Raw genomic sequence first — 15,254 nt, 5'->3', positions numbered from 1 at the left:
GCTCACCGACTGAGGGTACGGGTCAGCCCGGCCACCACGGCGGTGGTGAGGACCCAGCCGGCCAGGATCAGCAGCGCGGCGACGTACTCGGTGGCGCCGGCGGGGTTCCAGGCGTTGTCGTGGCCGAGGTTCACGATCGGCAGCAGCAGGTCGAGCGCCTGGAGCGCCGGGTTCGGGGTCGGCGCCTCGGCCGGATTCCGAGGCGTGGACGGGTCGAGCGTGAAGCTGACCGTGCCGAGCACCCAGAACCCGAGCAGCCAGAACCCGGCCAGCCAGGTGCGGTAGCCGTATCCGACCAGGGCGTCGACCAGGTAACCGAAGAGCCGTCCGGGCAGCCGGAGGGTCGCCCGCCGTCGACGCTGCCGCTCCAGCAGCACCCGGCGGGCCTCCACCTCCTGCCCGCTCCGCCGGTACACCTCGGCGAGCTGCTCGTACGGCTGCGGGACGTACCCCTCGGGGCTGCGGCGCAGCCAGTCCAGCCGCTGTCGGACGGTGACCGGCACCAGCGGCAGCGGGGTGTTCGGCCCGGAGGGTTTCCGGGCGATCAGCATCGTGTACGTGCAGCCGATCAGGTCAAGCTCCACCGGCCACGACGCCGGGTCGTCGAAGATCGACTCGGCCTGAAGGCTGGAGAGCCGGACCCGGCCGACCGGCCGGGTGGCGAAGGTCAGCCAGAGACTCCCCACCCGCGCACCGCCGAGGTGCAGGGCGAACCCGCCCGGATTGCGGAGTTCGGCACCGGTGAGGTTGAGCTGGCTGCCGATCCGGGAGTGGACGAGGAGCAGTTCGCCCTCGGCGGTGAAGCCGTACCGGGCGGTGAGATTGCCGGTCACCGACAGCCGGTCGGCGCCGAGCGCCACACCGCCGGGCCGGCGCAGCGTTGCGCCGTCGAGGTCGAGGTTGCCGCCGATCCGGGCGTCACACAGATCGATCGAACCGGTCACCGTGCTGCCGGCCAGGCTCAGGTCGCCGCGGACGTCGAGCAGCCGCGCGGACAGCCCCGGCAGGGTGCATCCGGTGAACGAGGCGTTCACCGCCCGCGCCTCGGCCAGGTCGGGTACCTCCGCGAAGACGCACCCGGCGAACGACACCGGCACCGTGATCTCGACGTTGCGCAGGTCGAGCCGCCCGACGATCCGGGCCGACCGGAGCCGCAACGCCGCCCGGGGTGGACTCCCCGCGCCGGCGAGCAGATCCGCCACCACCTCCGCCCGCACCGGATGTGCCAGGCCGCCGAGGTCGACCTCGACTCCCTGCCTGAACGCCTCGCGTACCCGTCGCTCCGCCGGGTTCCCGCCTCGCCGTCCCCACACGCCAATCAGGATCGCAGGCCTCCGCGCACACCTCAGACACGCCCGCCACCGGGCTCGGGGCGGGTTGCCGTGGACACGTCGTCGCCACGGCGGACGTCACCGTTGTCGCAGCCCATTACTCTGGATCTCGGTCAGTCGCCGATAACGGGGGTGACATGCCGTGACCAATGTGAAGCCCAAGTCGCTGGACGGGAGTGCGAACACCCTGCTGGAACTGGCTGGTCTGCTCCAGGCCGGGCGGCCGGAGCCCAGTCTCGCGAGCCGGGTTGCGGCACCTGCCGCGCACGAGGAGGTGGCCAGCAAGACGAAGGCCTTCGCCGGATTCGCGCAGGACCAGTACCAGGACGTGGTGGCACTGCTGACGGCGCTGTCGACCAAGCTGAAGGTGGCGGCGGACCGCTACGTACGGGTCGACACGGCGGCCCAGCAGAAGCTGGACTCCTTCCTCACCAACTCCACCTACCGCCCCGCGTGACGCCATGGCCTACCGAAGCGACGTCAGGTACATCGAGCAGATGAAGCCGCAGCTGGTCGATGCCGCTGCCGAGGACTTCAAGAGGGTGGTACGTCTGATCGACTCCGCCCTACCCACCCTGGAACAGGTCAGTGGCAAGACCGAGTGGTCCGGTGAGGGCAAGGAGCTGTTCGACCGTCGGCTCAAGGAGGCCCGCCTGCTCCTGGAGGCGCTCCGGGACGGCTACGAAAAGGCCGGCGGGGCGCTCGATGACTACGTGCCGGCGCAGAACCAGGCCAAGCGCCTCGTCGCCGAGGGTGTGCGCGTGGAGACGGCGCTCGGCAACCTGATCCGGCAGATCGAGGATCCCGGCGACGAGCCGATGAAGAAGTGGAACGACCTGCGCGGTACGCAGGGGTTCTTCGACTGGATCGGCGAACTCGGCCAGGGTGACGAGGTCGACAAGATCCGCGCCCAGGCCGACCGGCTGTTCGACCAGGCGAGCGACTACTACGAGCGGGCGAAGCGGACCGAGTCCGAGGCCCGCAGCCTGACCGTGCGCACCCTGGAGTCGGCCCGCGCCAACCTGCCCGACTTCCTCGCCAACAGCAGCAACGCCCAGGCCATCATCGCCGGCGTGCCCGGCCTGCAGGAGGAGGTCTACCAGGCGGCCAAGGACCCGAACGCCCGGCGGCCCGGGGCGATCATCATGGGTGAGTACCAGGTCGCCGACGACCCCAGGAAGGAGTTGTTCCCGGGCGCGCCGCTGAGCTGGTTCGTGGAGCAACGGGAACTCACGGCCTCCGAGGCCGCCCTCCTGCGGGAGCTGCAGGACAAGTACGGCGTGCTGGGGCTGAAGAAGTTCCAGGAGATCCACGACGAGGCGTTCGAGGTCGCGGACCAGCGCTTCGCCACCCCGGACCAGAACGACGACCACAACGACGCCTTCCGTCACGCCTACTGGAACGCGCGCCTGACCCAGGAGTTCGGCGAGGACTGGACGAAGCGCTTCACGTACGCGCACGAGTCCATCCCGGGTAACCAGGCCGCCCGCGAGGCCATGGACCTGTACAACAACGAGGTCGGGCGTTCGATCGCGGTGGCGAACCCGGACGCCTCGCCCAAGGAACTGGCCGACAAGATCCAGGAGGCCGTTCGACAGGGACGTACGGTGGTCATCGGCGGCGACGGCCAGCTCGACTACAGCGACCAGGTGAGGCCCGAGGACACCGGCGAGCCGGAGAACCGGACGCTGCCCGGCCATCCGCAACCCAAGAAGACCGGATCGTGATGCGCAGAAGGACCATGCTGGCGGCGGCGCTGTTCCTGCCCGTCCTGGCGGCCTGCGACAAGGAGAGCCAGACCATGACCCCGCAGTCCGACAAGGACCTCGACGCCAAGCTCGCCGAGCTCCGCGAGAGCGGTGGCTCCGCGCCCCTGCGGACGTTGACCTCGTTCGACTGGGACGCCGTCTACTGCTACTACGAGGGCGCGCCCGCCGACGAGGTCAACCGCGACGTGGGCGCCACCGTCCTCAAACCCGGCAGCCGGCTGATGGTGTCCGGTGCCCTGGCCGTCTTCACCAAGGGAGGCACGGTGACGAAGGCCGTGGTCATCCCCGAGCTCACGTTCACGCCGGGCAGGCAGGCCGCCGGCACCGGCGTCGTGGTCGAGAAGGGCATGAGCCTCGTCAACCCGAGTTGAGGCATCCCGGCGACCGGGGTGTCCTCCGGTCTGGCCCGCCGGTCACATGCCCGCCGCATGGGCAGGTCGGATCGACGTGGCGGTCAGGTGGACGTGGCGACGAGAAGCTCCCGCCAACAGCGGCGTCGCTGGCCGCTCGACAGCTCGCCGTTGCTCGGTCTCGATCATGTCGCCGCAGGGCATTGGCGAGGTGAGCTTCCGCTCGTCCGCCTCCCCACCCGCGGACCACACCGTGCTGCCTCCCCAGCGACCACCATGTCGGCTCAGTCGACGACGAATCGGGTCGGCTCGCGGAGGACCTGGATCGCGGCGGGTAGGTCGGCCAATCGGGCAGCCAGGGTGGCACGGGCGAGTCGTTGTGGTAGAGCGGCGGTGAACTTGAGCCCGGAGAGCGCGTCCTCGTCCACATCCGGCAGGCACAGCACATCGGCTCCGTCAGCGATCCCGTCGCGCCACTCCGCGGGAGTCAGATCTCGGCGTAGCCGCAGGCGGAGGTCGCCGTGTTCCTGCATCGGGTCAACGAGGCCGGTCAGAGTGCTGGCCAGGGTCGCGTTGGCGCGGTAGCCCGCCCACGTCCACCACCACACGTCGCCGGAGGCGAGCCGGTTGACCACACTGCCGCCCGGATGCACGACCGACAGGTACCGCTCGCGGACCTCCGCGAGCTGGCCGACGGCACGCCGGGTGAGCGCCACCGGCGGTTGTGCGCCGAGCACCACCTCGCGCATCGCCCGGGTCAGTTCATACGACACCCCCGTCACGCCCGAGGTCAGCCAGCGGGCCTTCCCGCCGCTGTCGACCGGTTCGACAAAGCATCGACGGCGCTTCCAGTCGACGTAGGTGACCTGCCAGCTCCGCCCGCCGAGCAGCAGCCGGCGCGGGCCCTGCACCTGTTCGGTCAGCAGGCTCGGGTCGATCCGGCCGAGTTCGGTACGCCCGGAGAGCACCGTGAACTCGGGCGACGCGGTGAAGACCGCGGTCATGGCCATGAAGTTCCGGTGTCCGAACCGCAGCTCCGCCTCGGGGCCGATGAACAACAGATTGCCGTCGCGCTGGAGAAAGCCCTGGTCGACAAGGTAGCGCACGATCACCTCGGCGTCCCTGGTGAACGGCCGCAGGCCGTTCCACCAGTCCGCCCAGAGCTGGTCTGCGACCTGACGTTCCTGCAGGCAGAGCGCCAGAATCTGCTGGGCCACGATGTGGCGCGGCTCGGGCGGGGCGACGACGGGTTCGACCCAGCCCCGCCCCCAGAGCAGCAACAGTCCGGCGGCCCGTAGCAGGGTCGGCTGGTCGGTGGTGAGGAACAGGCAGTTGCGGGTGGCGCCGGGTCGGCGTCCGGTTCGGCCGAGTCGTTGCAGGAACGACGCGACGGTCCGCGGCGCGCCGATCTGGATCACACGGTCGAGGTCACCGACGTCGATCCCAAGCTCCAGGGTGCTGGTGGAGACGATGACGCAGTCGCGCGCCTCGGCGAACGCCTGCTCGGAGCGCCGCCGCTCGTCGGGGGCGAGGGAGGCGTGCGACAGGAAGGTGGTGACCCCCTTGAGCCGCAGGAGCTGCCCGAGTTCCTCCACCTCCCGCCGGGACTCGCAGAAGACCAGCCGTTTCTCACCCCGGTGCAGGGCCGCGATCACCGTCGCGGCGTTCGGCAGGGAGCCCACGTAGTCGAGTTCGATGTCCCCGGGCGGCGGGGCGAGGGCGTCAGCCGCGGCGGCAGCAGCCGGCGGAGCGACAGCAGCGGCCAGGGCGGTGGCGTCAGCCAGCGCGGCGGCAGCAGCAGTCCGCGAGGCGTCGGCATCAGCCGGCGGGGCAGCGGCCGGCACCGGGAAGGCCGCCTCGCCGCCTGAGTCGACGCGATCCGGCGACGCCGCCGGCGAGGCCCGGTGGAGGTGGGGCGCGACGACCCGTCCGGGTCGCCGGCCCGACCCCGAGCCCTGCAACCAGGTGAGCAGGTCGTCCGGATTGCCCACGGTCGCGGAGAGCCCGACCCGCTGCACCGGGCGCCCGATCAGGTGGCTGAGCCGTTCGAGGACGGCCAGCAGGTGCCAGCCGCGGTCGTCACCGGCGAAGGCGTGTACCTCGTCGACGACGACCGCCCGCAGGTCGGCGAAGAACCGGGCGTGGTCCACGTTGACGCTGACCAGCATCGCCTCGATCGACTCCGGGGTGGTCAGCAGGAGGTCCGGTCGGTCGCGCAGGATCGCCCGGCGGGCCGGGGCGGTGACGTCGCCGTGCCACACCGCGGTCCGGCGGCCGAGCCAGTCGGTGTAGCGCGACAGCCGGGGTTCGAGATTGTTCAGCAGCGCCTTGAGCGGACAGACGTACAGCACGGTGAGGCCGCTCCACCGCTCGGTCGCCATCCGGGACAGCAGCGGGAAGACCGCGGCCTCGGTCTTGCCGCTGGCGGTGGCGGCGAGCAGCACCGCGTCGTGGCCGGCGAGCAGGGGTTCGACGGCGACCTCCTGGAGCTCGCGCAGCCGCGACCAGCCGAGCGTGTTGACGATGTGATGCAGCAGCACCGGATGCAGCAGGTCGGCCCCGCCGGAGTCCGGCCCGGACCGCGGCACGGACGGCCCGACGGTGGCCGTCACGACAGGTCCAGATCGATCTCGTCGGCCCTCGTCGCACCGGTGCCCGTCGCGGCAGCCGACCCGGCACCGCCCGTCGTCCCGGCGGCCCGTACGGCGTTGCGCTCCGCCTCCGTCAGCTCGGACGATGCGACGGTGAGGGCGAAGTCCCGGCGCGGATCGAAATCCGGATGCAGTTCGATCGGGTCCAGCACCCCGGCCACGAGCTTCTTGAGGAACAGCCGGGGGACGATGCCGATCGCGCCGCCGAGCCGGCCGGCCAGGGCGCGGGCCAGGGCGGCCAGATACGCCTCGTCGGCCAGGTCGAGCAGCCGATCTCGGGCCGGGCTGCCCTCGGCGTACAGGTCGCGGACCCGGACGCCGAGCTCGACGAGGGATTCGACGGTGAACCCGGGCAGGCGCACCTGCACCGCCCGGGGGTTGTCGAACCGGGGATCGGCCGGAAAGTCGGTGGCGAGCCGTTGCGCGAGCGGTGCCAGCCGGGCGACGCCCTGGGGTCCGTCGTAGAAGGCCGGGGTGCCGGTGATGACGAGGTAGAGGCCGGGGAAGCGACCGGAGTAGACCTCGTCGACGAGTTGCCGCAGCGCGTTGAGGGCCTTGTCCCGGGCGTCGGCGCGGACCCGTTGCAGGGTTTCCACCTCGTCGAGCACCAGCAGCAGCCCCGGGTATCCGCAGTCGCGCAGCACCACGAGCAGCCCCTGCAGGAAGCCGAGTGCGCCGAAGTGGTCGAGGTCGCCCCGGATGCCGGCGTGCCGGCGGGCCGCCGCCGAGACGTGCGGCTGCCCGCCCAGCCAGGCGAGTACGGCGTCGGCACCGGCCGCGTCGCCGGCGGCCACGGCGGCACGGTAGCCCCGCAGCGCGGCGGCGAAGGTCGGGGCGGTCCGGCCAACGGTGCTGAGCCGCCGGCCGAGCAGGTCCTCGACGGCGCGGTCGATCGCCGGCTGGTCGGCCGGGTCAACCGCGCCCTCGGCGAGGACGTCGTCCTCCAGCGCGTAGAACCAGGCGTCCACCACGGCTCGCAGCGCGCTGGGCGGGAACGTGGCGGTGGTGAGCCGTTCGGTGAGGCGGCGGTAGACGGTCTCCAACCGGTGCAGCGGGGTCTCGTTCTCCGAGATCTGCACCTCCGCGGTGGCGAGGTTGGCCCGTTTGGCCTGTTCGGCGAGCCAGCGCGCGAAGAAGGTCTTGCCGGAACCGTACTCGCCCCGAATGGCCTTGAACACCGCGCCGCCGGTGCGGACGGTCTCGATGTCCTCGTGCACGGCGGCCGTGAACCGGTCCAGGCCGACCGCGAGCAGGTCCAGCCCGGTCTCGGGTACGGCGCCGCGGCGCAGCGCGTCCAGCACCTGCCGGCGCCGGGCGGTACTCACCCGGCCGGTCACGGCTGCCTCCTCGGCGAGGATGGTGCGGGCAGTTGGAACTGTTCGCGCAGCAGCGCCAGGTCGAGCCGGACGGTACGTCCGTCGTCGACCAGGGACAGCACCGGGTAGCTGTCGACGTTGAAGATGCGCTGCAGGGTGGTGACGAAACCGGTGACGCGGGCCGGCTGCTCGCCGGCCTTCTCCGCCAGCAGCGCCGCGGGCAGCACACCGTTGGCCTCCAGCAGCGCGGTCACCGCTCCTCTGATCTTGTTGGGCGACACCCTCCGGGGGGTCAGCTCGTGCCGTGCCTTGAACATTTCCGAGGCGAGCAGCTCGTCGACGAGGTTCCCGGGCCCGGCCGGCGGCGTGCCGTCGGACGGAGGCGCTGCCGGCCGTGGATCGGCCGACGGCGGTTCGACGGGCGTGTCCTCAGCGGGTGGTCGTGACGTCGATGGCGATCGGACCGGCGGTGGTTCGGCGGGCAGTTCGAACAGACCAGGGCCGCCGCTCGGCGCGCTCCGCCGCCGCGTGCCGCCCCGCGCCCGTACGGGCTGCGGCGGCACCTGCGTCGGCCCGGCTCCCTCGGCGGCGCTGTCGCCGGGCTCCGGCTCGACGCTGGTCGACCACCACTCTGGTTGTTGCGGCCCGAGCAGCCGCCATCCCGGCGGCGGTGCCGCGCCAAGCGGGAGCAGGGCCAGCAGCGGCACGGTCACCTCGGCCAGCGACGCACCACCGTGGTAGCCGGCCTGGCGGGGCAGGTAGCGCAGGTGGGGATCCCAGAGGGCGACGACCCGCCCGCCGTCGGCGAGCACCCGGGCTCCGGTGAGTTCGACCTCGCCGTCGCCGGCCGGGGCCGGGTCGACCCGGTGCCGGGCCGACGCCGGGTCGGTGACCTGCCGCAGGGTGTTCTCCCGGTCCAGCACGTGCCCGTGGTCGCTGGTGATGATGACCGCCCGCCCCTGGTAGCGGGCGTAGTCGAGCAGTGCCCGCAGCGCGCCGAGGTTGTCGAGCCGCCAGCCGGCGTCGGCGCTCTCCCGGCCGTGCCGCAGCGCGTCGTCGACGGTGTTGACGACCACGCCGACGACGGTCTCCGGGTCGGTCAGCGCCTGGATCACCTGCTCGCTGAGCACCTCGCCGGCCTCGCCCCGCAGCGTGCCCTTGTGGAACAGTTTCGCCGGGCGGCCCTGCCACAGCGGACTCGTCTCGAACGCGGCCCGCTCCTCGGCCTGGCCGCCCCGGCACAGCCTGCCGGTGAGAAGCGAGGTACGCGACACCGCGGTCACCGTGGGCAGGGCGGCGACGACGCCCCGGCGGCGGGCCTCGGTCCTGCGGCCGGGGCGGCAGGCGAGCGGGTCGTACTCCAGCCAGCCCTGCCGGGTCAGTTGCTCGGCGAGGTCGACGGCGATCGCGGTGGTCATGCCGTCGACCACCACGACGAGCACCGGCCGGCTGCCCTCGCGGACCACCGGCGCGACCACCCGGTCCAGCACGTGTTCGACGGCGAGCAGGTCTCCGGTCCGGCCGCCGGCGGCGGTCCAGGCGGCGAGGCGGGTGGCGAAGGCTTGGTCCAGGTCGCGCCGCCGGGCCTGCGCCCGGTCGTGGATGACCCGGTACATCGCGGCCAGGGCGGTGTGGGAGTCCTCGCCGGTCCAGACGTGGTCCAGGGCCAGGTCGACCCACGACCACTGGGTGACCTGGCGGACGATGCCCTCGGCCACGCCGAGCGGGGGTTCGACCGGCTCGGCCAGCCAGCGGACCAGGCGCAGGGCCATCCGGGCGCGTTCGACCCGGTGCGGGTAGTGCGCGGCGAGGTGGTGCGCGGCCAGGTGGGCGACGGCCCGGCCCACGGCGGGAAGCTCGTCGGTGACGACGCCGCCCCCGTCCGTGACCGCCCGGCCGAGGGCGCGGGCGACCTCGCCGAGCCGGTGTTCGAAGCCGGAGCGGAGGAGGTCGCTGTGCCGGGCGGCGCCGGTCGCGGCGAACCCGGTCAGCAGTTCCTCGGCCCGGTCGAGGACGGCGTACCCGAGCCGGCGGGGGTCGAACTCCTCCCGCTCGCGGTGCGCGGCGGTGTCCCGCCCCGCGTTCCGGTCCCGCGCGACGGCGTCGGCGAGCAGGCCGGCCATGGTCCGGGTGGCGGCGGCGGTGAACGAGGCGACGGTTTCCGCGTCGAGCACGACGCCGCCCAGGTACTGCTCGACCCGGCCCTGCGCGCGCAGGCTGTCGGGGTCGTCGCCAGCCCAGATCGCCGCGCAGACCAGCCCGAGCGGCAGTGTGTCGGTGACCCGGCCGACGTCGTACAGCGCGGCGAGGAGCCGCATGGTCGGCCCGAACTGCTCGGCCAGCCAGTCGAGCAGGCCGGTGCGTTCGGACTCGGCGAGGGCGCCGAGGGCCTGCGGGGCGACCGACAGGGCGCTCCACCGCAGCAGGGTGGCCGGGTCGAGGTCCTCGGCGGCGGTGCCGAGCCGGGCGAGCTGGAGCCGCTGCACGGCCAGGTGGCGCAGGGCGGTGTCCCGGTGCAGGACGATCCCGGGCAGCCGGGGCCAGCCGCCGGGCGGGGTGGCCTCGACGAGGGCACGCCCGGCCCAGGGGAGTTCCTTCAGCCGTGGGTCCAGCCGCTGGGCGCCGAACGCCTCGGCGACCAGACTCCACGGCTCCATCTCGATGATCCGACGCCGGTGGACCCGGCTGAGGATGCCGACGCCCAGCTCGTCCTCGCTCAGGTGGGTGAGGATCACGGTGGGCAGGTCGTGCGGTTGGGCGAGCTCCGCCCAGATGGCGAGGGCGGAGACGCCCCGCACGACCCGGACCCGCAGGGTGTCGGTGACGGTCAGGATCGGGTCGTACGGCCAGGAGGGTTCGGCGCTGACCAGCAGCACCGGCTCGGTGTCGCCCTGCCCCGGCCGGTACCCGCGCAGTTTGCGTTCGACCCGCTGGGCGAGGGTGTGCGGGTTGACCGGCAGGGCGCGGAGGGCTGAGGCGGCGGGGCTCACGGTCGTACCCGCCAGGTCACGTCTATCCGGCGGCCCGGGTTGCGGTCGGCGACCTTGCGCAGCGTCTCCACCAGCTCGGCGAGGTCGTCACCGTCGACGGTGAGGCTGCCCTGCTCGACCGGGCCGAGGTCGCGTACCGGGTCGTCGAGGGGGGCCGGCCCGCCGGCGGACCAGGTCGCCGGGGCCGGGGTCGGCCGGTCGGGCTGCGTCGTCAGCGGGGTCGGGCCGCCGGGGCGGGCGGCCCGGGTGGCCCGTCCCAGCAGGTCGGTGGCGCGGGCGCGGGCCCGGGTCAGGGCGGTGGCCAGCGGGGTGGTCAGCTCGTCGTCGCGGGCGGCCTGCCGCAGCGCGGCGAGGATCTCGGCCGCCTCGGCCGCCCAGGGCTCGCCGAGCTCGGCCAGCAGGTCGAAGGTCTCCCAGGCGGTGTTGCGCAGCGCCTGCACCACGTCGGCGGCGCTGCGGATGCTCCGGCCGGCCCGCTGCGGCGGCCCGCCCAGGTCGGTCCGGGCGAGCTGCCGGATGATGTCGATGTCCCGGTGCCTGCTGTCCAGCCCGTCAAGCAGGTCCCGCGCGACGTAGGCGGTGTGCAGCCGCCCGGTGGTCGCCGCCGGGTCGAGGCCGAGCCGGTCGGCGTGCCGTTCGAGTTCGTCGACCAGCCGGTGGGCGGCGTCGCGGTACTGGCGGGCCTGCCGGGACAGGTCCTGGACGAACATGGCGACGAGGCGTCCCCGGGGCAGGTTCGGCGGCATGAAGCCGAACAGGTGCATCGCCCGTTCCCGGGCCTCGGCCCAGTCCTGCTCGTCGGGGCGCTCCGGCTGACGCAGCGCCAGGTCGTCGGCGATCGCGGTGAGTTCCGGCTGCGGGGTGAGGATCGCGCCGTGCCGGATCCAGGTCCGGTCGGTCTGCTCGGCGAAGGCGGCCATGACGAGCTGGGCGACGGGTCGTTCGAGGCCGCGCGGCTGCGGTTCGTCCAGCCACCGCTGCAGGTCGGTGACGCGCAGGTCGCCGGTGATCCCCTCCTGGCGTGCCCGGCGGGTGAAGTGGTCGACCCACTCACGGTTGAGGACGTACGCCGCCTCGTGCATGACGCCGAGGTTGAGCGGGTTGGCGATGCGCCGGACCACCGCCCGGTCCTTCTTCTCCACCTCGACCCGGTCCTCGCCCGACTCGACGGCCCGGCGGACGTACTCCAGGACGGTGCGCAGGTCGGCGACCCGCACCGGCTCACCCCGGCGGTCGGGGTCGAAGTCGGGGTGGGCCGGGTACTGCGCGGCGAACATCTGGTCGGCGAGCCAGGGCAGCACCGTGTTGAGCCGGGCGCCGACGGGCAGGGTCAGCTCGCGTGGGTCGGTGAGGCTGAGCAGGTGGTCGGTGTAGGTGGTGAGGACGTCGGCCGCCTGCTTCGTCGCCAGCCCGTACGCCTGGCGCAGCACGCCCCTCATCGCCACCAGCAGGGCGTCGCGCTGGTTGGTGAGGGTGGCGTGGGCGCGGCGGCGGTCGTCCTCGCTGAGGTGCCGGGCGGCCTGCTCGAACCGGGTCGGCGGGCCGCTGAGCAGCGCGTCGAGCATGACCAGCCGGCCGAGGTCCTGCTGGCGGTTGACGGTGAGGCTGGCCGGGATCCAGCAGACGGTCCGGGCGCTGAAGCCGAGGTTGAGCACTCGGTTGCGGTCCTCGGCCGGGCCGTGGGTGCCCTCGTCGAACGGGTAGTCGATGATCAGTCGCCAGGCGTTCGGCGTGAACGGGTGGAAGGCGTCGTCGCGCAGCTCCTCCGGGTTGCGGATGTTGCCGTAGACGACCTCGATGACGCGCCGGCTGCCCCGCCACACCACGTGGGCCTGGTCGAAGTAGCCGTCGGTGGCGGTGATGCCCAGCTCCTCCCAGAGCAGCCGCTTGACCATGGCCTGGCGGGCGCCGGGCGAGTCGTACCTGCGGGCCTCGTTGAGCACGCTGCTGACGTCGACCCCGACCAGCTCCAGCCGTACCCCGTCACCGTCGAGGAGTTTGATCTCGCCGAACCGGGCGGCCCACTGTTCGAGCTTGCGGGCGATGATTCCGCTCTCGCCGCCGGGGATCGGGCTGGTGATGCTGCCGTGGTTGAGCGCGGCGAGTTTGCGCGGGGTCAGGTTGTGCAGCGCCGGGACGGCCGGGGCGAGCGCGCCGAGCAGCAGGGTCTTGATGATCCGGTCGTCGCCGGTGAAGGCCCGCACCCGGGCGGCGAGTTGGCGGTCGAGGTGTTCGCCGCGCCGGGCGCGTTCGAGGTCGTCGTCGCTGACGCGGTGCTGCTCCAGCAGGTACGGGCGCAGCCGGTTCTGGTAGAGCTTCTGCGCGGTTTCGAACTCGACCTTCAGCCGCTCGGTGAACGGCTGGTCGCCGCTGCGGCTGAGCACGTCGAAGAGGTCGCCGAGCGGGATGATCTGGCCGAGCCGCAGGTCGTTGCGGCGTTCCACCAGCATCTGGCGCATCAGCTTCAGACCGGTGCGGTTCCGCTGCAGCGCGCTGGAGACGTAGACCAGGGTGGAGACGAACGCCGGGCTGAACGGGTAGGTGAGCCGGAAGGTGTCGAGGTCGGCACCGGTGCCGACGCCGCTGTCGGTGCCGAGCAGGACGTCCCAGACCTCGGAGCGGACACCCCTGCTGAACCGCTCGAACGCCTCGGTGATGGCCCGCTCGGCCGCCTCGCCGTGACCCTCGTCCTCGCCGACCCGTTTGAGCACCCGCCTGCGGGTGATCTGCGGCAGGTTCCGGTCCTCCAGGGTGATCACGTCGAACCGGCCGCTGGCCAGGTTGAGGGTGTCCTGGAAGGCCAGGTCGTGTGCGCCGGTGACCCCCTCGGGGACCAGCTCGCTCAGGTCGCGCTGCCGGGCGATGAAGGTGATCACCGGGATCGGCCGGCGGGCGTCGGAGCCCTCCACGAAGTTGGTGATCTTCTGGATCTCCCGGGAGATGAACCGCTGGTCGCCGATGTGGTTGGCGAGCCAGAGGATCAGCTCGTCGAGGAAGAGCACCAGGGCGTCGTACCCCAGGTCCCTGGCGTGGGCGGAGATCTCGAACAGCCCGCGGTCCAGGGAGATGAAGCCCTCCTGGTCCTCCAGCGCGTTGCGGAAGAAGCCCCGCTGCCAGGTGCTGAGCAGGTCGCGGACGAGAGCGCGGCGGATCTCGTCGTCGGGGGCGGCGGCGAAGGCGGTGTCGAGCCGCTCGGTGGTCCAGCCGCCCTCGTCGCCCCACTCGTCCTCCTCGCCGCCGCCGGGCAGGCCGGCGATGAAGGCGGCGTCGCCGATCTGGGCGCGCAGGTGCCGGCTCTGGTCGAGCAGGGCGTCGGTGCGGTGTACGGCGGGGATCGGCGCCTCGGGGTGCAGCGTCCGCACGTGGGTGATGTAGTCGCCGAGGACCCGCTGTTCCAGCGACTTCGCCCCCATCATGTGGTACGGCACCAGGAGGAACCGCCGGCCGTTGAGCCAGGCGTCGTGCCGGGCCAGCAACGGGGCGAACTCGTCCCGACTGCGCGCCGCGTGCTCGCCCCGCAGCAGGGCGTACAGCACCGCCATGAAGTGCGACTTACCGGCACCGAATGAGCCGTGCAGGTAGGCGGCCCGGGAGGTGCCGGTGGCCACGGCGTTCTGGATCAGCCGGAGCGCCTGGTCGAAGTTGTCGACCAGACGGGGCGGGATGACGTACTCCCGGAGGGTCTCCTCGGCGTTGCTGACACCCTCGGCGAGCTTGAGGACCAGCTCACTCGCGGAGGGAGACTCCGGGATGACGATCACGTCCCGCAGCAGCGGTGGGGGGCTCTGCTCCGGCATGCGTTACACCGTAGCCGACCCGGCACCCCGTTCCGGTGACCGCGGCGGGGGCCCGGACCACCTGGTCGGAGCGGCCCAGGTCGGGGCCGGCGGAGCGGGTTCGGCGGTGGTCCCGGCCACCCCGCCCCAGCGGTCGCGGCAGGCGTAGGAGAGGCTGGCGTGGATCCAGTTGCCGTCGTTGTCGCGCAGGACGGCGAGGCCGCAGTGCCGGCACGGGCTGACCCGGGGGTACGGCGGCACCGCGGCGGCCGAGGGCGCGTTCACCGCCGGTCTCCCCGCTCGTCGCGCCCGTCCCGCCCGCCGTGGCCGCCCCGCGCGTCGGGGCCGTGGCGGCCGGCGTCGTCCGGCGGGTCGCCGGCGGTCGGACCGGGGTCGGCCCGCCCGGTGTCGTCCCAGCAGAGTCCGCTCGCGGTGCCGTCCCGGTGGCAGCCGGCGTGGCCGTACGCCCGCGCACAGGTCACCCCCACCGGCCCGGGTCGACCGCAGGTCACCGGCTCGACGTGGTTCCACTGGTCGGCGCGGGAGAGCAGGGCCGGGCTGGCGCTCAACTCGGGCCGGAGCATCACCAGGGCCTCGGCGTAGGCGGCGGCCTTGCCCCGGGCCACCCGCAGACTGCTCGCCGGGAAGGTCAGGTGCAGGGTGTAGCGGCGCCGCACATCGCCCCCACCGATCGAGCGGAGCCGCAGGTTGGGGCCGCCTCCCCCGCCGACGGCGTACGCGGACAGGTCCACCTCGGGCGGCTCGGCCGGCGCGGCGGGCGGGGCGAGGGCGCGAACCAGTGCCGCCCGGAGCGCCTCGGACACGTCGGCCCGGTCCAGCGCGGCGAGCAGGTCCGCGTACACCTCGGACGATCCACTCTGGTCGGCCGGCTCGGGCCACCCCCGACCCCGCTCCGACCAGCCAGAGTGCGACGGACTGTTCTGGTTCACGTGTACCCCCACAGGGCAGGTTGACGACTGTCTACACAGTCCCAGACTCCACAGAAAACTGCAATGTGCGAAACACTATGTTCCTGAGGTAATCTGCATTCAGTACAGGGACTCATGATCG

General features: G+C 72.8%; 10 protein-coding genes. 3 read left to right on the top strand and 7 right to left on the bottom strand.

The genetic code is table 11. The features are described from left to right. Positions 1-2: 2 nt before the first annotated feature. Positions 3-1,313 (bottom strand): hypothetical protein, encoded by a 1,311-nt coding sequence (locus EF879_RS12690; RefSeq protein ID WP_123558038.1) that lies wholly within the window; start codon positions 1,311-1,313, stop codon positions 3-5. A gap of 160 nt (positions 1,314-1,473) precedes the next feature. Here EF879_RS12690 and EF879_RS12685 point away from each other — a divergent pair, with 160 nt between their 5' ends. From EF879_RS12685 to EF879_RS12675, 3 genes are read left to right on the top strand one after another with little or no spacing between them, the layout of a single operon-like run. After that, on the top strand, positions 1,474-1,788 hold the full coding sequence (locus tag EF879_RS12685) for a type VII secretion target (protein ID WP_123558036.1): 315 nt from the start codon (positions 1,474-1,476) through the stop codon (positions 1,786-1,788). A 4-nt stretch (positions 1,789-1,792) separates the two neighbouring features. Continuing rightward, a complete protein-coding gene (locus EF879_RS12680) occupies positions 1,793-3,058 on the top strand; it encodes a hypothetical protein (RefSeq protein WP_123558034.1) in 1,266 nt (421 codons plus the stop codon). After that, on the top strand, positions 3,055-3,471 hold the full coding sequence (locus tag EF879_RS12675) for a hypothetical protein (RefSeq protein WP_148086421.1): 417 nt from the start codon (positions 3,055-3,057) through the stop codon (positions 3,469-3,471). The genes EF879_RS12680 and EF879_RS12675 overlap by 4 nt, the downstream gene beginning before the upstream one ends. A gap of 263 nt (positions 3,472-3,734) precedes the next feature. Here the strand turns inward: EF879_RS12675 and EF879_RS12670 are convergent, their stop codons facing one another. Genes EF879_RS12670 through EF879_RS12645 form a run of 6 tightly spaced genes read right to left on the bottom strand, consistent with a single transcriptional unit; the run spans position 3,735 to position 15,133 of the window. After that, complete coding sequence (locus EF879_RS12670; protein ID WP_233604436.1) at positions 3,735-6,038, bottom strand: DEAD/DEAH box helicase; 2,304 nt, start codon at positions 6,036-6,038, stop codon at positions 3,735-3,737. Positions 6,039-6,058: 20 nt separating this feature from the next. Then, positions 6,059-7,438, bottom strand: a complete 1,380-nt coding sequence (gene brxD, locus EF879_RS12665; protein ID WP_123558030.1) for a BREX system ATP-binding protein BrxD — start codon at positions 7,436-7,438, stop codon at positions 6,059-6,061. After that, entirely contained in the window at positions 7,435-10,407 is a 2,973-nt protein-coding gene (gene pglZ, locus EF879_RS12660; RefSeq protein WP_158624162.1) for a BREX-2 system phosphatase PglZ, read from the bottom strand. Before pglZ ends, brxD begins: the two co-directional genes overlap by 4 nt. Then, positions 10,404-14,204, bottom strand: coding sequence for a phage resistance protein (locus EF879_RS12655; protein ID WP_123558026.1), 3,801 nt, complete (start codon positions 14,202-14,204; stop codon positions 10,404-10,406). Before EF879_RS12655 ends, pglZ begins: the two co-directional genes overlap by 4 nt. Positions 14,205-14,207: 3 nt before the next feature. Then, positions 14,208-14,468 carry a hypothetical protein gene (locus EF879_RS12650; protein ID WP_233604404.1) on the bottom strand — a complete coding sequence of 87 codons (261 nt, stop codon included), beginning with the start codon at positions 14,466-14,468 and terminating at the stop codon, positions 14,208-14,210. Continuing rightward, positions 14,465-15,133: a hypothetical protein gene (locus EF879_RS12645; RefSeq protein WP_148086420.1), complete on the bottom strand. Its 669-nt coding sequence runs from the start codon at positions 15,131-15,133 to the stop codon at positions 14,465-14,467. The genes EF879_RS12650 and EF879_RS12645 overlap by 4 nt, the downstream gene beginning before the upstream one ends. Positions 15,134-15,254 lie beyond the last annotated feature (121 nt).

Origin of the sequence: Micromonospora sp. HM5-17, assembly GCF_003762835.1 — a bacterium.
In the GTDB taxonomy this organism is placed as follows: domain Bacteria; phylum Actinomycetota; class Actinomycetes; order Mycobacteriales; family Micromonosporaceae; genus Plantactinospora.
Note: the sequence above shows the minus strand (reverse complement) of the source record. Positions and strands in the feature narration are given on the sequence as shown.

What these genes read in the sequence shown, in the direction of transcription:
- EF879_RS12680 (WP_123558034.1), top strand. Translation starts at nt 1,793, where the DNA reads ATGGCCTACCGAAGCGACGTCAGGTACATCGAGCAGATGAAGCCGCAG.
- EF879_RS12655 (WP_123558026.1), bottom strand. Translation starts at nt 14,204, where the DNA reads ATGCCGGAGCAGAGCCCCCCACCGCTGCTGCGGGACGTGATCGTCATC.